Origin of the sequence: Mesorhizobium sp. M6A.T.Ce.TU.016.01.1.1 (assembly GCF_003997065.1) — a bacterium.
GTDB lineage: Bacteria > Pseudomonadota > Alphaproteobacteria > Rhizobiales > Rhizobiaceae > Mesorhizobium > Mesorhizobium mediterraneum.
The window spans coordinates 1-17,611 of sequence record NZ_RZTJ01000016.1; the positions used below are offsets into that span (position 1 = coordinate 1).

Annotated in this window: 17 protein-coding genes and 1 tRNA gene; 15 read left to right on the forward strand and 3 right to left on the reverse strand. The window is 61.4% G+C overall.

What is annotated here, in order from left to right; all coding sequences use genetic code 11:
- Positions 1–473: 473 nt before the first annotated feature.
- Positions 474–563: transfer RNA gene (locus EOC94_RS24150), tRNA-Ser, on the reverse strand.
- A 417-nt stretch (positions 564–980) separates the two neighbouring features.
- Here EOC94_RS24150 and EOC94_RS24155 point away from each other — a divergent pair.
- The 8 genes from EOC94_RS24155 (at position 981) to EOC94_RS24190 (ending at position 9,030) form a co-directional block, all read left to right on the forward strand.
- Positions 981–2,213 (forward strand): septal ring lytic transglycosylase RlpA family protein, encoded by a 1,233-nt coding sequence (locus EOC94_RS24155; RefSeq protein WP_095488647.1) that lies wholly within the window; start codon positions 981–983, stop codon positions 2,211–2,213.
- A 114-nt stretch (positions 2,214–2,327) separates the two neighbouring features.
- The gene (locus EOC94_RS24160) at positions 2,328–3,494 is read left to right on the forward strand and encodes a D-alanyl-D-alanine carboxypeptidase family protein (RefSeq protein ID WP_127293977.1); all 1,167 of its coding nucleotides are present in this window, start codon (positions 2,328–2,330) and stop codon (positions 3,492–3,494) included.
- 71 nt (positions 3,495–3,565) lie between these two features.
- Positions 3,566–4,240 (forward strand): dTMP kinase, encoded by a 675-nt coding sequence (tmk, locus tag EOC94_RS24165; protein ID WP_095488645.1) that lies wholly within the window; start codon positions 3,566–3,568, stop codon positions 4,238–4,240.
- Positions 4,237–5,292, forward strand: a complete 1,056-nt coding sequence (locus EOC94_RS24170) for a DNA polymerase III subunit delta' (RefSeq protein ID WP_095488644.1) — start codon at positions 4,237–4,239, stop codon at positions 5,290–5,292. The genes tmk and EOC94_RS24170 overlap by 4 nt, the downstream gene beginning before the upstream one ends.
- An 82-nt stretch (positions 5,293–5,374) precedes the next feature.
- Positions 5,375–6,928, forward strand: coding sequence for a methionine--tRNA ligase (gene metG / locus EOC94_RS24175; protein ID WP_127293979.1), 1,554 nt, complete (start codon positions 5,375–5,377; stop codon positions 6,926–6,928).
- On the forward strand, positions 6,928–7,722 hold the full coding sequence (locus tag EOC94_RS24180; RefSeq protein WP_127293981.1) for a TatD family hydrolase: 795 nt from the start codon (positions 6,928–6,930) through the stop codon (positions 7,720–7,722). The genes metG and EOC94_RS24180 overlap by 1 nt, the downstream gene beginning before the upstream one ends.
- Before the next feature lie 3 nt (positions 7,723–7,725).
- Entirely contained in the window at positions 7,726–8,544 is an 819-nt protein-coding gene (locus tag EOC94_RS24185) for an MBL fold metallo-hydrolase (RefSeq protein WP_127293983.1), read from the forward strand.
- 15 nt (positions 8,545–8,559) lie between these two features.
- Positions 8,560–9,030 (forward strand): YbaK/EbsC family protein, encoded by a 471-nt coding sequence (locus EOC94_RS24190; protein WP_127293985.1) that lies wholly within the window; start codon positions 8,560–8,562, stop codon positions 9,028–9,030.
- 22 nt (positions 9,031–9,052) lie between these two features.
- Here the strand turns inward: EOC94_RS24190 and EOC94_RS24195 are convergent, their stop codons facing one another.
- Complete coding sequence (locus EOC94_RS24195) at positions 9,053–9,712, reverse strand: TetR/AcrR family transcriptional regulator (RefSeq protein ID WP_127293987.1); 660 nt, start codon at positions 9,710–9,712, stop codon at positions 9,053–9,055.
- Between the two features lie 244 nt (positions 9,713–9,956).
- Here EOC94_RS24195 and EOC94_RS24200 point away from each other — a divergent pair, with 244 nt between their 5' ends.
- The 4 genes from EOC94_RS24200 to EOC94_RS24215 all read left to right on the forward strand — a co-directional run bounded on the left by EOC94_RS24200 (position 9,957) and on the right by EOC94_RS24215 (position 13,178).
- Positions 9,957–10,904 (forward strand): homocysteine S-methyltransferase family protein, encoded by a 948-nt coding sequence (locus tag EOC94_RS24200; protein ID WP_127293989.1) that lies wholly within the window; start codon positions 9,957–9,959, stop codon positions 10,902–10,904.
- A gap of 298 nt (positions 10,905–11,202) precedes the next feature.
- Complete coding sequence (locus EOC94_RS24205; RefSeq protein ID WP_127293991.1) at positions 11,203–11,664, forward strand: SRPBCC family protein; 462 nt, start codon at positions 11,203–11,205, stop codon at positions 11,662–11,664.
- Positions 11,665–11,770: 106 nt separating this feature from the next.
- A complete protein-coding gene (locus EOC94_RS24210; protein ID WP_127293993.1) occupies positions 11,771–12,682 on the forward strand; it encodes an agmatinase in 912 nt (303 codons plus the stop codon).
- Between the two features lie 103 nt (positions 12,683–12,785).
- On the forward strand, positions 12,786–13,178 hold the full coding sequence (locus EOC94_RS24215; protein ID WP_095488635.1) for a GFA family protein: 393 nt from the start codon (positions 12,786–12,788) through the stop codon (positions 13,176–13,178).
- 52 nt (positions 13,179–13,230) lie between these two features.
- On the opposite strand, the gene EOC94_RS24220 is transcribed toward EOC94_RS24215, so the two are convergent.
- Positions 13,231–14,739: a winged helix-turn-helix domain-containing tetratricopeptide repeat protein gene (locus EOC94_RS24220; protein WP_127293995.1), complete on the reverse strand. Its 1,509-nt coding sequence runs from the start codon at positions 14,737–14,739 to the stop codon at positions 13,231–13,233.
- A 134-nt stretch (positions 14,740–14,873) separates the two neighbouring features.
- Here EOC94_RS24220 and EOC94_RS24225 point away from each other — a divergent pair, with 134 nt between their 5' ends.
- The 3 genes from EOC94_RS24225 (at position 14,874) to EOC94_RS24235 (ending at position 17,249) form a co-directional block, all read left to right on the forward strand.
- Positions 14,874–15,122: a DUF1127 domain-containing protein gene (locus tag EOC94_RS24225; protein ID WP_127293997.1), complete on the forward strand. Its 249-nt coding sequence runs from the start codon at positions 14,874–14,876 to the stop codon at positions 15,120–15,122.
- A gap of 142 nt (positions 15,123–15,264) precedes the next feature.
- Complete coding sequence (locus EOC94_RS24230) at positions 15,265–15,822, forward strand: cysteine hydrolase (protein ID WP_127293999.1); 558 nt, start codon at positions 15,265–15,267, stop codon at positions 15,820–15,822.
- A gap of 158 nt (positions 15,823–15,980) precedes the next feature.
- A complete protein-coding gene (locus EOC94_RS24235; protein ID WP_127294001.1) occupies positions 15,981–17,249 on the forward strand; it encodes an acyl-CoA dehydrogenase family protein in 1,269 nt (422 codons plus the stop codon).
- Positions 17,250–17,611 lie beyond the last annotated feature (362 nt).

Here is a 17,611-nt window from a genome sequence, read left to right on the forward strand (position 1 = left end):
CCTTGTTGAAGAAGCCCGTCATGCTCTGCCGCCGCCGAACAACGCTCAATGCAGGCGCGACGACCGGTCCCCGATCTCTACCTCAATCGCAGGCGCCCTCCCGCGCAGCGGGTTCGTTCAACGGCCCAAACAGGACGGTGATTGCTTGGCGCTGAGCGTAGGCAATAGCGCACGGCGCCATTTCACCGTCACAGGCTGGATTGCCCAAGAGGGCCATGGGATCCGTATCGCCTAGCGAATGATCTGCTAAACTTCGCATAATCCCGATATCACGAAACAATTGAAATTGTTCGCCTCTAAACCTGAGAACTAAAAGTGCGAGGTTGACAGCTTTGGAGAATATCAGCCGAGAGAACGATCATTCGACGGAAACATCCGGCGGCGCGGTTGCAAGCTTTGCCTGAAAAGCCCGCAGTTGCGCGGGGTTTCGACCCTGCTAGATCAAGGCGGAGAATGTTGGGGCAGGGTGCATCTGGCGGAGGGAGTGGGATTCGAACCCACGGTGGGCTTGCACCCACGCCGGTTTTCAAGACCGGTGCCTTAAACCGCTCGGCCATCCCTCCGTCGTGATTTTTCAATCACTTGGATGCTCGTCCTAATCTTAATTTGTACCTGTTGGTACTGCTGCGCCGCCCGAAGACCGTTCTCGCTTCATTGCTCTAGTGCGCCCGACGAACTCCTGTCAACCGGCCATAACCCGTTCCTGCCAACGGCAGAGCATGGATGCTCGACGGCGGGACTGAAGCAGGACGAACAGCACTCTGCACCGAAGGTCGAAAGGCCGTGGTTTTTCACAGCGATCGCCGGGGCGGTTTGTGCCACAATCTCGCCCGGTTCCGACCACAATCGGTTAATACGGTGATAAGCAATTCCGGTGCACAAGGGATTGCGAATCAAGGTGGCGCTGGCATTTGTCGAGGGGTTTTAGCTCTGCCGACAGTCAAGTTGCGGTGCCTTTGTTGAGAGGGGACAATCGAAACATGCAGAGCACGGCGCGCCCGCATCTCCGTCGCGCTTGCGCTTTCACGTTGTTTGCCCTGTCGGCTGCCTTGCTGGCGGCTTGCGCCGCGCCACCACAGCCGAAGGCGATGGTCAACAAGAAGCCTCGCTCCAAGGAGTATTTTGCCGAATCCGAATATGGCGTAAAGGCCAGTCCGCGCGTCACCTTCAAGAAGTCCGGCTTGCAGCGTGGCGGCGGACGCGACCAGTTGGGCAAGCCCTATCAGGTGCGCGGCAAGTGGTATTATCCCAAGGAAGACAAGCGCTACGCCAAGGTGGGCCTCGCCTCCTGGTATGGCGACGCCTTCCACGGCCGGCTGACCGCCAACGGCGAAGTCTACGACATGACGCATCTGACCGGCGCGCATCCCACCATGCCGCTGCCGAGCTATGCGCGAGTCACCAATATGAAGACCGGCAGTTCGATCATCGTGCGCGTCAACGACCGCGGACCCTACCATGACGGGCGCATCATCGATGTGTCGAAACGTGCCGCCGAAATGCTCGACTATGCAAACATCGGCACGGCAAAGGTGAAGGTCGAATATGTCGGCCGTGCGCCGCTTGACGGCAGTGACGATCAGTATCTGATGGCCTCCTACCATCCCGGCAACAGGGCGCCGGATCCATCGGACGGCTTGCCCACCGGTGTCATGATCGCCATGAATGGACCATCGCCGAGCACCGCGTTGGGTGCTGCCGCCGCTCCATTTCCCGGTCAGTTGACGAATTCCGCATCCGCACAGCCTGTCCTGTCGGCGCAGACGCCGGCCGCTGGCAATGTGACGCTGCCCGATTTCGGGCCGATCGTGCCGGAACGTCCGGAAATCAATCTGCCGGCGCAATCGCCGTTCACAGTGGCGTCGCTGTCTTATGCGGACGAGCGCGTGCAGCGTGCCACCAATGTCTTTGCCGCGCTGGATGGCACCGGCATGTCGCCCGCCGAAATCCTTCAATCGTGGAAGCGGCAAGCGCCTTCGGCCGGTTCGCCCACGGACTATATCGCGGCGGGTTCGTTTGAGGATGCTGCCGAGGCGCAGCGTGTGGCCACCCAGCTTTCCGGCTTCGGCAAGGCCGAAATCCAGCGCTCTGAATTCGAAGGCAAGGACTGGTATTCGGTCAATCTCTATCCGGACGGCCATGGCAGCCTGGACGAGATGCTGCAGGCGGCATGGTCACATGGCGCACCGGACGCGCTCGTGGTTCGGAACTGACCGGCAAAACCTGAAGTTTTGCCCAGTTGTCCAAGGCGCGGTTGATCGGCCGAGACAAAGCCTGATAGCTTGTAGAGCTTGCCCAGAAATGCCGGCTGACAGGTCGAACCTCTCATGAAATCTCGCTTCGCCGCGCCTGTCGCCGGGCTCCTGGGTTTTGGCCTCCTGCTGCTCTCGCTGGCCCCGGCCGCGGCGCAGCTTTTCGAGACCAAGGCCGCACAGGCCTTCATGATCGATGCCGAAACCGGGACGGTGCTGTTTTCCAAGGACGCCGACAAGCCGATGCCGCCGGCGTCACTGGCCAAGCTGATGACGATGGAGGTGGTTTTCAACGCCATCGAGTCGGGGCGCGTGACGCTCGACGACACATTCGCGGTGAGTGAGAACGCATGGCGCACGGGCGGCGCGCCATCCGGAACATCGACAATGTTTGCCAAGCTCAAATCGACGATCCGGCTTGAAGACCTGATTCAGGGCGTGACGATCCAGGCAGCCAATGACGGCTGCATCATCATCGCCGAAGGCTTCGCCGGATCCGAGGCGAATTTCGCGACTGAGATGACCAACCGCGCAAGGCAGATTGGCCTCGCGAAATCGACATTCGTCAATTCAACCGGTCTGCCGGCCGAAGGTCAGCAAACGACGGTTCGAGAGCTTGCCCTTCTGGCCCTGCATATCTGGCGCGAGTACCCGGACTTCTATCGCTACTATGGCCAGACGGACTTCACCTGGAACAAGATCACTCAGAGGAACCGCAACCCGCTGCTGGCGATGGATATCGGCGCGGACGGCTTGGCTGTCGGCATGAGCGAGGCATCCGGCTTCGGCATCGTTGGCTCGGTCAGCCACAATGGCGCCCGCATCATCGCGGCGATGAGCGGACTAAAAAGCGACCGCGAGCGCGCCGAGGAAGCGCGGAAGCTGCTCGACTGGGGCGTTCGCGCCTTCCAGAAGACGGAGATTTTCGCCAAGGACGAAGTGGTCGGCGAAGCCCAGGTTTTCGGCGGTGCGAAATCCGGCGTGGCGCTGAAGGCAAAAGGGCCGGTGAATACCTTCCTGCCCATCGCCAACCGCGACAAGCTGACCGCCAAGATCGTCTATGACGGACCGGTTGCAGCGCCCGTGGAGGAGGGGCAGCCGGTGGGTGCACTGCGGGTCTGGATCGGTGATACGCTGAGCCAGGAGACGCCGCTTTTCGCGGCCGAATCGGTTGGCGTTGGCTCGCTGCCGCGGCGCGCGCTCGACGCCGTCAAGGAACTGGCCGTCGGCTGGCTGCGTTAGCACCGTTGCGGTGGACCTTTTTTCTGACCGGGACTATTACGGTTCCCGCAGTATGGAAGAAGGCTTTTTGATTGGTGCACGGATTTTTCATCACCTTCGAAGGCGGAGAGGGGGCAGGCAAGTCGACGCAGATCGAGCGGCTGGCCAGCAAGATGCGCGCCAAGAAATACGATGTCCTTGTCACGCGTGAGCCGGGCGGCTCGCCCGGCGCGGAGGCGGTCAGGCATGTCCTGCTTTCCGGCGCTGCCGAACCGTTCGGCCCCAGGATGGAGGCGCTGCTTTTCGCCGCCGCGCGCTCCGACCATGTCGAGCAGGTCATTCGGCCGGCGGTCGAACGCGGCTCGATCGTGCTTTGTGATCGCTTCATGGACTCCTCGCGCGTCTACCAGGGCGTCACCGGCGGCCTCGATCCGGCGTTCATGGGCGCGCTGGAAAAGGTCGCCATCAACGGCATGGTGCCCGACATGACGCTGATCTTCGATATCGACCCGGCCGAAGGATTGCGGCGCGCCACGGCACGGCGGGGCACCGATGCCGGCGCCGACCGCTTCGAAAAGGAAACGCTTGATATCCATCAGCGCCGCCGCGAAGCCTTTCTGGCGATTGCCGCGGCGGAGCCCGAGCGCTGCATTGTCGTCGACGCCTCCGCCGACCCCGACACGGTGGAGAATGTCGTCACCGCTGCCGTGTTCGCGGCTCTGGAGACGATGACGCCGGCGCACAGGAAGCAGGCGTCGCCAGGATGATTTTCGAACGGATCGCACCAGAACAGCACGACACGCTCGACGGCGTGCCGGAGCCGTCCGAGACCCCGCGTCTGGTCGGACATGGCCAGGCGGCGAACATGCTGGCCGCCGCCTATCGCTCCGGGAAGCTGCCGCATGCACTGATCTTTGTCGGACCGGTCGGCATCGGCAAGGCAACGCTTGCCTTCCATCTGGCGCATCATCTGCTGAAGCATCCCGCATTCGAACAGGCGCCGGACGTTCTCGCCGTTCCTGATCCGGCGTCATCGCTGTTTCGCCAGATCGCCACCGGCGCACATCCTTCGGTGCTGCATCTGACCCGCCCGCCGAACGACAAGACGAAAAGCTTCAAGACGGTCGTCACCGTCGACGAGATCCGCAAGGTCAGCCGCTTCCTGTCGCTGACCTCGCATGATGGCAGCTACAGGGTGGTGATCGTCGATCCGGCCGACGACATGAATGTCAATGCGGCCAATGCCTTGTTGAAGAACCTTGAAGAACCACCGGCACGCACACTGTTCATCCTCATCGTCCATGCACCGGGCAGCCTGCTGCCGACGATCCGCTCGCGCTGCCAGATGGTGCGGCTGGCGCCGCTCGATGCCGAGAGCCTGATGGCGGTTCTGGAGAACGTCGAGCCACCGCCGCCGGACGAACCCGCGGCGCGCGCGGCATTGGCCAAGCGGGCAGGGGGCAGCGCGCGCACCGCAATCCTGCTGACGCAGTATGGCGGGCTGGAAATCGCCGAGACGCTCGACGCCCTGGCGACAGCGAGGAAGAGCGATGTTGCCGGCGCCTATCGCCTCGCGGAGGCGGTCGCCGGTCGCGACCAGGCGATCCAGTTCGATATCTTCAATCGCCGTGCGCTCGACCTGCTCTCGACCGGCGCAAGCCAGGCCGCGCTGGCGGGCGATCTGGCGCGGGCGAAAACACTGTCGGATACTTGGCACGAGGCTTTGAACGCTATATCTGAGACCGACACCTACAATCTCGACAAGAAGCAGCACGCCTTGACCATGATCGACCGCCTGAATTCTGCAATGCGAATGTGACGGCCCATCGGGATGGCAATCGCCGTTTCGATGCGATATCTCACCGCTACATCTTCATTCAGACATTCATGACGGTTAATTCATGTCACGCGACACATTCTACATTACCACCGCGATTTCCTATCCCAATGGCAAGCCGCATATAGGCCATGCCTACGAATTGATCGCCACCGACGCACTCGCCCGCTTTCAGCGGCTCGACGGCAAGCAAGTCTTCTTCCTCACCGGCACCGACGAGCACGGCATCAAGATGCTGCAGACGGCGAAGCGGGAAGGCATTCCCGCGCGTGAACTGGCCGACCGCAACGCGGCCGATTTCCAGCGCATGGCAATCGCGCTCAATGCCTCCAACGACGATTTCATCCGCACTACCGAAGAACGTCACTATGCGGCCTCGCAGGCGATCTGGAAGGCGATGGCTGCCAATGGCGACATCTACAAGGGCGGCTATGCCGGTTGGTATTCGGTGCGCGACGAAGCCTACTACGGCGAGGAGGAGACCGAAGTCCGCGCCGACAATGTCCGCTACGGACCGCAGGGAACCCCGGTCGAATGGGTCGAGGAAGAGAGCTATTTCTTCCGCCTGTCGGCCTATCAGGACAAGCTCATCACGCTTTACGAAAGCCAACCCGATTTCATCGGCCCGGCCGAGCGGCGCAACGAAGTGATGAGCTTCGTCAAGTCAGGATTGAAGGATCTGTCGATCTCGCGCACCACCTTCGACTGGGGCGTGCCGGTGCCGGGTGACGAGAAGCATGTGATGTATGTCTGGGTCGACGCTCTGACAAATTACATTACCGGTGTCGGTTATCCAAATGAAAATGCTGACAATTGGCGCTTCTGGCCTGCCGATGCACACATCATCGGCAAGGACATCGTGCGCTTCCACGCAGTCTATTGGCCTGCCTTCCTGATGTCGGCCGGAATCCCCTTGCCGAAGCGCGTCTTCGGTCACGGCTTCCTGTTCAACCGCGGCGAGAAGATGTCGAAATCGGTGGGCAACGTCATCGACCCGTTCGCGATGGTCGAGCATTACGGCCTCGACCAGGTGCGCTATTTCTTCCTGCGCGAGGTGCCGTTCGGCCAGGACGGCAGCTATAGCCACGAGGCCATCGTCAACCGCACCAATGCCGACCTCGCCAATGGCCTTGGCAATCTGGCGCAGCGCTCGCTGTCGATGATCGCCAAGAACTGCGGCGGCGTAGTGCCGAAGCGCAGCGATCTGGCGGAGGCCGACAGGGCGATCCTCGACCAGGCGGTGGAGGCGCTTGCTACTGCACGCAAGACGATGGCGGAGCAGGGCATCCATCTAGCGCTTGCGGCGATCTTCGGCGTGGTGGCGGAGGCCGATCGCTACTTCGCCTCGCAGGAACCCTGGGCGCTCAGAAAGACCGATCCGGCGCGTATGGAAACGGTGCTGTGGACGACCGCAGAAATCATCCGACGCGTGGCGCTGCTCTGCCAGCCCTTCATTCCGGGATCGGCCGCTATGCTGCTCGACCTGCTGGCTGTACCGGCGGACAGCCGCGATTTCGTGCATGTCCACGCGGACTATGCGCTGGCATCAGGGGTTGCTTTGCCCGCGCCGGAAGGCGTGTTTCCACGTTACGTCGAGCAAACGGATGCAAGCGCCTAATGCTGGTCGACAGTCACTGCCATCTCGACTTTCCGGATTTCGCAGAGGAGCGGGCGGCCATCGTCGCCCGCGCCCTTGCCGCTGGAATCGGTCGCATGGTGACGATCTCGACACGTGTGAAGAAATTCCAACAAGTGCTTGAAATCGCTGAATCTTTCGACGAAATCTATTGCTCTGTTGGCACCCATCCGCACAATGCCGCCGAAGAGCTGGACGTGTCGGCCGAGGATCTTGTCCGGCTATCCGCTCATCCAAAAGTCGTGGCGATCGGCGAGGCCGGGCTCGACTATTTCTACAATCACGCGCCGCGCGATGCGCAGGCGCAGGGTCTTCGCATCCATATCGCCGCCGCGCGCGAGACTGGCCTGCCGCTGGTCATCCATTCGCGTGACGCCGACAGCGACATGGCCGATATCCTCGAGGACGAAACAGGGAAGGGCGCCTTCCCCTTCATCCTGCACTGTTTTTCGTCCGGGCGCAGGCTGGCCGAAGTCGGCGTGGCGCTCGGCGGCTATGTTTCCTTTTCCGGCATCCTGACCTTCAAGAATTCGGCCGAGCTGCGCGCCATCGCTGCCGACGTGCCACACGACCGACTGCTGGTCGAAACCGACGCGCCATATCTTGCGCCGATACCGTTTCGCGGCAAGCGCAACGAGCCTGCGTATGTGGCGCATACAGCCAAGGTGCTGGCCGAAACGATCGGTGTCAGCGAGGCCGAAATCGCTGCCGTCACCACGGACAATTTCTTCCGGCTGTTCGAGAAGATGCCGCGCCCAAGTGCGCTGAGCGCCTGACGCATGAGCGACCGGCTGCGCCTCACCATTCTCGGCTGCGGCTCATCGCCGGGCACGCCGCGCATCACTGGCGACTGGGGCAATTGCGACCCAGCCAATCCGAGGAACCGGCGCATGCGCACCGCAGCGCTCGTCGAGCGGATCGCCGCGAACGGCGACAGAACCACAGTCGTCATCGACACCGGGCCGGATTTCCGCGAGCAGATGCTGCTGGCATCGGTCAGGCGCATCGATGCGGTCGTCTATACGCATCCGCATGCGGACCATATCCACGGCATCGACGATTTGCGTGGCTTCGTGCTCGAGCAGCGTCATCTCATCGATATCCACGCCGACCAGCCCACCATGCTGCGGTTAAGGGAAGCGTTCGGCTACTGTTTCGAAACACCGCTGGGCAGTTCCTATCCGCCCATCGTCGAGCCCCATATCATCGACCACGCCAGGCCGGTCGTAATCGAAGGCGAGGGCGGTGCCCTCACCCTCGAGCCGCTGCCGCAGATCCATGGCGACATCATATCGCTTGGTTTTCGTATCGGCGGGCTCGCCTATTGCCCCGATATCAGTGATTTCCCCGACGCCACGGCCGAACGGCTGCGCGATCTGGACATGCTGGTCATCGACGCGCTGCAATACAGGACGCATCCGAGCCATCTGTCGCTCGGCCAGGCGCTCGGCTGGATCGAAAAACTGGCGCCGAAAAAGGCCGTGCTGACGCATATGCATGTGCCGCTTGACTACGCCACGGTGATGGCCGAGACGCCTGATAACGTCGAGCCGGCCTATGATGGCATGACGATAGAAATCGCTTTTGAATCAGTGTAATAGGCTCGGTTTTTCTTGGCTGGTAGCATTGATCGTGTGACCAAGGCTGCGGCCGATGCGGGTCTCGACATCGAGATCCGGCGCATGGGCGCCTCGACACGCACGGCCGAGGAAGCCGCCGCGCAATGCGGCTGCACGATTGCCCAGATCGTCAAATCATTGATTTTCCAGGGAGAAGCCAGTGGCGGACTTTTTCTCTTCCTGGTTTCCGGCGTCAACCAGCTCGATCTCACCAAGGCAGCCGCGCTGACTGGCGAGCCGCTGAAGCGCGCCGACCCGCGGCAGATCCGCGACGAGACCGGCTTTGCCATTGGCGGCGTAGCGCCGATCGGCCATCTGATTGCGATCCCGGCGTTCGCCGATGAGACGCTGCTAGGTTTCGATCGCGTATGGGCAGCGGCCGGCGCTCACGACGCGGTATTCGCGGCCGAGCCACGCGCCATGGTCAAGTCGGCGCAGGCTGTCGTGGCCAAGCTGACGAGCTGAGTCGAACACCCCGCTATCGCAGCTATTCGGCAGCGACCGCGGTGTGCGCAGGCGGCAACATGATGTCGGGCGCAGCCGGCGCGAACAACATCTTTACGAAGCTGCGGAAGGCGAGGATCTGGCGCTCTAGTACGCGGGGATCGCCGAGCCCCCGCGACATGATGATGCCGCCATCGATCACGCAGGAGAACATGATAGCTACATCGTCGAGGTCCATGCCTTTGCGGGCAGGATAAACGGTCGCGATCTCATTCAGCGCATCGCGAAACCGCCCGTTCCAGGAGCGTACGGCGTCGGAGGCGATGTCGCGAACGTTGCGGTCGAAGAGGCGCTCCTGATAGGTGAACGTCGCGATCAGACAGCCGGGGTGGCCGTTCGGCAGGTCACCCATTAGCTCGGCAAGCAGCTTGAGCGTGATCAGGAAGGACTGCAACGGATCATCGGAGAGTTGCCGGCCGCGGTGAAACACATCGTCGAAGATGCGGTCGTTCTCCTCGACGTAGCGCAGCATCAAGGCGCGGGCGAGTTCGTTCTTGTCCTTGAAATGATAGAAGAAGCCGCTCTTGGTGATGCCGGCCTCGGCGATCACCTCCTCGATGGAAGTCGCGCCGAACCCCTTGGCGAGCACCGATGCCTCGGCGATCTCCAGAATGCGTTCGCGCGTTTCCGCACCTTTGCGCATGACCGAATGCCCTCAAATTTACTGTACCGGCGGTATGGTTTTCACACCCGCCAACATCGGCACTGATAGCAATACGACCGACCCAGAACGGCTATCCATCTGTAATTGCTGCGGTTCCCGCTTCGGTGGAGTACCGGACCGCGAGCCTTCTACCGCACCGGCGGCACGTGCTGTTAAAACTTGGCTATTCCGAAACCGGCCGCAACCAAGGCGGCACGGTGTTATCTTACCACTGGAGACAAACATGGCCAAGTACCGCCAGAATCTGCCGCAACTCGCCAACAGAACATTCCTGAGCGATGGCGGCATGGAGACGACCCTCATCTTTCACGAAGGCCTCGACCTTCCGCATTTTGCTTCATTCACGCTGGTGGCAACGCCTGAAGGCCGGCAGAAGCTCAAGGAATATTACGTCCGCTATCTGACCATTGCGCGCAGAGGCGGGACCGGGTTTATCCTCGACACGCCGACGTGGCGGGCCAACCCCGATTGGGGAACGTTGCTCGGCTACGGGCCGGAAGCGTTGCGGGCCGTCAACGAGAGCTCCATCGAGCTTCTTCTCGACCTGCGCAAGGAGTTCGAGACTGCCGAGACGCCTTGCGTCATCAGCGGCGCGATCGGGCCGCGCGGCGACGGCTACAAAGCCGGCGATATGGACGCCAACGAGGCGGAGGCCTATCACGCGGCGCAGATCGAGAGTTTCGCGCGGACCGAGGCCGACATGGTGGCGGCCTATACGCTCACCAATTTCCACGAGGCGCTCGGCGTGGCGCGGGCGGCCAAGGCGCATGCGATGCCCTGTATGATCTCGTTCACCGTTGAGACCGACGGGAAGCTGGTGACCGGCATGGCGCTCGGCGAGGCGATAGACAGGGTTGACGACGCCACGGACGGTGCGCCGGCTTACTATATGATCAATTGCGCACATCCGACGCATTTCATGCAGGCGCTGAAAAAGGGCGAGCGCTGGCTCGATCGCGTCTATGGGGTGAAGGCGAACGCTTCGGCCAAAAGCCATGCCGAACTGGACGAATCGGAGACGCTCGACGCGGGCGACCCGGACGATCTCGGGCGGCGCTACAGCGGGCTGAGAGCTTCGTTTCCGACCATGCGCATCCTGGGTGGCTGCTGCGGCACAGACCACCGGCACATCGCAGCAATCTGCGAAGCCTGCGTGCCGCAGGCGGCGTAGGAGACTCTACCAGCCGCAGTTCCGCTGAGTCCCAAGGAACAAGGAACTGCGGCTGGCCGAAAGGCAACTCAATCAAAACCGCACACCAGTTCCATAATCTATCTTATGCGACTTTCTGATGTGGCAGCCTATAGAGATAGAGATGAAGCGCAGCCGACCGGGCAATCGACTATCCCGACGCGGCGGGCTTGAGATCATGGAGGGCAGCACGTCCCTGCGCGGTTGCGCCCTGGCGGAACAACCCTCATCGATACGTGTTAGACCTTGAGACCGGCAATTGTGAAAGGGTGGAATTCAGATGTCCAACAAGTCTGAGCAGCCAGTCGCCAAGGCACAGATGATGATACGCAAGCCCGTCGCAGAGGTCTTTCAATCACTGATCGATCCGAGGATCACATCTCATTTCTGGTTTTCCAAGGGTGCCGCACCGTTGCAAGTGGGCGAACGGGTCAGATGGGATTGGGAGATGTATGGCGTGCATACAATCGCCGACGTAAAGGCTATCGACCCGGACGAGCGAATCCTGATCGAGTGGAACGGGCCTGAAAATCCGAGTTTCGTCGAATGGACATTTAGATCGATAGAAGACGGTCAGACCTTCGTCACGGTCAGAAACTGGGGCTTTTCTGGCGGCGCGGAGGAAGCGATAAATTCCACCGAAGGATTCACAAACCTGTTAGCAGCCATGAAGTTCTACCTTGAGCATGGCATTGAGCCCAATCTCGTCCTAGATCATGCACCGAACGCTCGCGTTATCTGAGAGGCAACCGTTCGCTTCGATTCCAGTCGACTGACTCAATCTCGCATTCGGACGACCCCATCCTGCACCTCTCAACACCGCAATTTTCAGCTAAGACCATCACAAAATGACCGCCTCGCCTCCCTTTCTCGGCTTTCCCGATCGCCTCGCCGATGGCCGCATGCCTCGTGCGGTGATCTTCGGAGCCGGTCACGGCAGCACTTATCCCGGCAAGGACAGCAGCGGCTATGCCTTGGCCGCCGACGCCATTCGCGCTGCGAGCCAAGACGATGCCGAGCTCGTCGAGCACTGGGATTTCGACCTCGGCGGCCCGCTGTTCGACGGCAAGCCGGTCTGCTGCATCGACGCCAGCGACATCCCGACCGCTATGCATGACAATGCCGGCAACCGGGCACGGATCGAGGCGAAGACGCGCGAGGTCCTGGCATTGCCAGCCGTACCAATCCTGCTCGGCGGCGACGATTCCGTACCCATTCCCTTTCTCGCCGGCTTTGCGGATCACGGGCCGATCTGGATCCTGCAGATCGACGCCCATATCGACTGGCGCGACGAGTTGCATGGCGAACGCTACGGCTATTCGAACCCGATGCGCCGGGCGAGCGAGATGCCGCATGTCGCCGGCATCGTGCAGGTCGGCATCCGTGGCGTCGGCAGCGCACGCCTCACTGACATCGAAGCGGCGCGGCGCTATGGCAGCCGCTTCGTGACCGCCCGCGAGGTTCACGCCCAGGGCGTCGAAGCCGCACTCCAGCATATTCCGGAAGGAGTACGGGTCGTCGTCACCCTCGACTGCGACGGCCTCGACCCCGGCATCATGCCGGGCGTGGCGGCGCGTACGCCCGGCGGCCTCACCTATACGCAGGTGATCGACCTGATCGCGGGCCTCGGCAGGCGGGCCAAGATCGCAGGTTTCGACCTTGTCGAACTCTATCCTCCGGCCGACATTGACGGCCTGTCGGCGCTGACCGCCGCGCGCCTTCTCGTCAATGTGATCGGCACCATTGTTAGGCAGGTTTGAAACCTGGATTCCTCTCGTAGCTTCAATGCCCCCTCGCCGCCCATGGACGCCCCGACGGGGTTCGTTGTAAACATTCTGACCGCTTGATTGGAGGAGACGCAGCATGGACCGATTCACCGGCGGTTGCTTGTGCGGCAACGTCCGAATTGTGGCGTCGGGACTCCCATACCGGGTCGGCATTTGTCATTGTCTCGACTGCCGCAAGCATCATGGGGCCCTTTTTCACGCTTCCGCGGTGTTCCCCCAGGATGCGGTAACGATCGATGGCGAAACACGCGACTACGCCGGGCGGTTTTTCTGCCCCCGCTGCGGCTCGACCATTTTCGGGCGCACCGCAGACGAAATCGAAGTGAACCTGGGATCCCTGGATGCCCCCGACCAGCTGATGCCAACATACGAAAGCTGGATCATCCGTCGCGAATCCTGGTTGCCACCGTTTCCGCTCAAGAGACGATATGAGCGCGATCGTGACGCCACGGGTCGCTTTGAGGAGTAGGTCGCACGCACGAACGGTGCGAGTGGCAGTTTGGGAGGGTCACGCCGGCGCGTCACTCCGGAAGACCGGCCTTGCGGTAACCTTCAACGAAATGCTCAAGCGTCGCAGCGTCCCGGAATGGCTCCGTCGTGGCCCAGTGGCGGGTTGTGAAATGCGGGTTGCCGACGAGAAACAGCTCGACCTCTGCGCGCGCCTCGTCGAGTCGGCCGAGTTGGGCAAGGCTTGCCGCCAGGAAACGGCGTGAGCTTGTACGATAGGTCTCGTCCATGCGCAGTGTCTCGACAGCGGCTTCGTATTCGCCGGCCGCATATAGCGCCTGGCCGAGCGTCAGATAGTACCAACTTGCCGGAAACGGGTTCAGCCGGAACGCCTTGCGAATGTGCTCAAGCCCCTCCTCGACCCGCCCGGCCAAGACCGCGATGTCGGATAATGCCGCCCAGGCATCGGCCTCGTTCGGGTCGAGCTCGATCGCCTTGGCGAATTCCGCATCGGCCTCGGCGAAGCCGCGCTCATAGGCAAGCAGGTAAGCCAAAACCCAGCGGCAGCCGGCATCGTTGGGGTCGATCGCCACCGCTTTGCGCGCCAGTTCCAAAGCAACGCTACGGGATGTTTCGGTTGGTCCGCCAGAATGCACCCATCCCATCCAGTGATTCATGGCAAGCCAGCGATAGGCCTCGGCATATTCCGGATCGAGCGAAATCGCGCGGGTGAGCATCAGATGCGCTTCCTGCGCTGTCTGCGGCGAATCATCCATCAGCTTGCGCGCCCGCACGCACAGATCGTAAGCCTCGAGATTTTTGGGCCGATTGCGCGGCGGCGGTGCACGCAGCCGGCCGAGCAGCGCCTCCACGATCTTGCCGGTGACCTCGTCCTGAACGGCAAAGACGTCTTCTAGGCTGCGATCGAAGCGTTCCGCCCACATATGATCGCCACTCACCGCGTCGACCAGCTGTGCGTTGACACGCACCCGCCCCGCGGCGTGTCTTGCGCTACCCTCCAGCAGGTAGCGCACGCCAAGGTCCTGTGCGATATCGCGCACGTCCGTCGCCTTTCCTTTGTAGGCAAAGACCGAGTTGCGTGCGATGACGAACAGGCCGGAGACCCTGGACAGGTCGGTGATCAGGTCTTCGGTCAACCCATCCGCGAAGGATTCCTGCTCGGGATCGTTGCTGATGTTAACGAAGGGCAGCACGGCTATCGATGGTTTGCCGGGCAGCGGCAAAGGTTTTCGCTTCGCGCCACCGAGCTGTTCGATGACCCCCGTGAACCGGTAGCCGACGCGCGGAACCGTGGAGATCCATTCACCGCCGTCGGTGGCCGGACCAAGCAGCTTCCTCAGTTGCGCGATCTGGACGGTGAGGTTGCCTTCCTCGACGGCAGTGCCCGGCCACGCCGCGTCCATCAACTCGGCCTTCTCAAGTATTTCGCCGGGCCGTCCGACGAGCGCCGCAAGCAGCTTCAGCCCGCGGTAGCCAACGGCAACGGGGACGTCGTTCCGAAGGAGTGTTCCCGCACCTGGATCAAGCACGAACGGACCAAAGGCAAAGCGTGATCCTTGCATACGGCGCATCTATAGCCGATTTGGAAGTTTTGAGAACTATTTGGGAGAGCTTAATTACGGCGCTGTTTGTATCCTGCAGAATTCAACCTCTTTCAGGTCGAGGGTCCCGACCCTCAAACCATATGGAGGTTGCCATGAACGATACCCTTGCATCGGCGCCGCATCAGGCAGCGCGGCCGGAAACGCCCGCGAGGCCGGCGGAAGTGTCGCGTCGGCACCTGACGACCCTGCGAAGCATTATCGCGACCTGGCGCGAGCGGACACGCTTTCGCTGGGAACTTAAGCAAATGTCGAAGGACAATCCCCATTTGATCGACGATATCGGTCTGACGAGACAGCAGGTCGAGGACGAGATCGCCAAGCTGCCCTTCTGGCAACGATAAGGCGAATTCTGCAAAGACACCGGATCGCCAGTTTCCGCGTGCCGCAGTGGTTTCGCCGGCGCGTCTCTAAATCGCTTTGACAGCTCGCTAGGAGATACGGCCTCGTCACAAATCTGCATTCAGCGCTTCATATAGCTCGACGATGACCAAATGCTGCCTCCTTATCATCGACCTGCTGAATGAGTATCTCGACCTGTGGGAAGCAGATAAAGCCGATCGACTGGTTCAGAATACCAACCGGCTGGTGGCCGCTTTCAGGAGTTTACAGCTCCCGGTGATCTGGGTGCGGCAGGAGTTCCGTTCGGATCTCAGCGACGCATTTCTTGAGATGCGCGACAAACGCATCGCCGTTACAATTCAGGGCACGAGAGGTGCCCTGCTTCACGCTGAGCTCGATTGGCAGCCAAGCGATGCGACGATAGTCAAGAAGCGCTACAGCGCGTTCTTCAAGACGGGACTTGACGAGCTACTGGCTGAATTTGGCGCCGGTGAACTGGTTTTATGCGGCGTCAATACACACGCCTGTATCCGTGTGGCTGCGGTGGACGCCTATCAACGAGATTTCCGAGTGGTCTTGGCCGAGGAATGCATCGGCTCCTACGACGCAGAGCACGCGCGCGTCTCCCTGGATTACATGAACGGCAAGATCGCCAAAATAGCGACTGTTTCAGAGATCGTTGAAGCTCTCAGTGCGACCTAGTGAACGTCTGAAAGGCACCGCAACTTGCCACCAGACGGTCATGTCTCGAGTCACGGAGGTAGCTTCCCTGTTTCGGATGTAACCGAATTCCCCTCCCCGTGAAATTGTCCGGTAGTCCGCTGCTCCGATCATCGCGCTCCGGAAGTCAGGAGGATCGGATGGACAGTTACTTCGCTACCGAGCGCCACGATCAGATTCGGGATCGGGCACGGGCCTTTGCGGAGGCCGAGATCCGGCCCCGTATACCTGCCATGGAAGCCTCGCGGTCTGTAGACCATGACCTATCTTGGCTGATCGCCCGCCAGGGCTGGATCGGCATCACCATCGGCAAAGAATTTGGCGGCTTGGGTCTCGGGCATCTGGCCAAGACCATCGTCATCGAGGAAATCTCGCGCGTCAGCGGCGCCATGGGAGCGATGGTGCAGGCCTCGCAGCTAGGCGTCGCGAAAATTCTCCATTTCGGCAACGAAGCCCAGAAGCGGAAATGGCTTCCGGCCATAGCCAAGGGGGAATGTCTGCCGACCATTGCCGTAACCGAACACGAGTCCGGCAGCCACGTGCTCGGCATGGCATCGAACGCCGAGCGCGACGGGGACGCCTATATCCTCAACGGCCACAAGACGTATGTCGGCAATAGCCATGTCGGCGATCTGCATGGGGTGATCGTCCGAACCGGAGGCGGCTCGAAGGGTCTGTCCGCGTTCCTCGTAGAGGCGGATCGCCCCGGCTTCTCACGCGCTGCACTGAAGCCAGCGATGGGCCTGCACGGCTTCGGTTTTGGGGAACTTGTCTTCGACAACTGCCGGGTCCCCGCTGAAAACCTGCTCGGCAAGGAGGGCGACGGCCTGGCTGTGGCCTATTCTTCCAGCATCCTCTACGGAAGGCCCAACCTGACCGCCGTCGCGCTCGGAATCCACCATGCGCTTGTCGAGGAGACCGTGGCATTTGCCGCGCAGCAGCACCGTTACGGCAGCCCTCTTTGCGAACTTCCCACCATCAAGCAGAAACTCGGCCAGATGCAGTCGCGGCTGATGACCGCCCGGCTCGCCGCCTATCACGCCGTGCATATGCTGGACCGTGCCTTGCCTTGTGACGCTGAACTGATAAATGCCAAGCTGATCAACGTGGAGCACGCCTTGGATTCGGCCCGCAACGCCATGGAAGTGCATGCCGCTTGTGGATTGTTCGCCGACCGGCCCATCGAAAGGTTGTTGCGGGATGCGCACCACATCTTCGCGCCGGCGGGCACTTCTGACGTGCAGCTCCTCAGGTTGGCAGAGTTCGCCCTGGGCACATCGAAGACACAGTGGTCACAGCGGCTTGCTTCGTCGGCTGGATCGCAGGCCCACGATGAATGCCCAGTGTCCTACCAGCACTCTCCACCTTCGCGCGATGCAGCCACGAGCGATAGGCTCGTATCAGCCTGACCTTTTCTCGATTGCCATGCCTTCTACCCCCCGCGCTTCCAACTGAGGTCGATGCGCGATCAGGTGATTGTCTGACGTGAAAGAACCCCGAACTCGTGCGATCGACCAAGCCGAGCAGCGTCATATTTTCCCACAGAGCCGTCCATGAGACCGCCAGCAGGCGGCTGCCAACGGCCGACGAGCCATTGGCATATATCGTGTGGTCCGAGGTCGGACCCACCCGCACCGCGCATGGTCAGAATTCAATATCGCCGAAATCACCACCGCCATCGGAGCCGGCATCGTCTGCTTGGTCGGCTTGCTCTGGCTGTGGTGCCGGCGGTTCGGCTGCCTGCGCTTGCCCGCCTTCGCCAAACATGTCT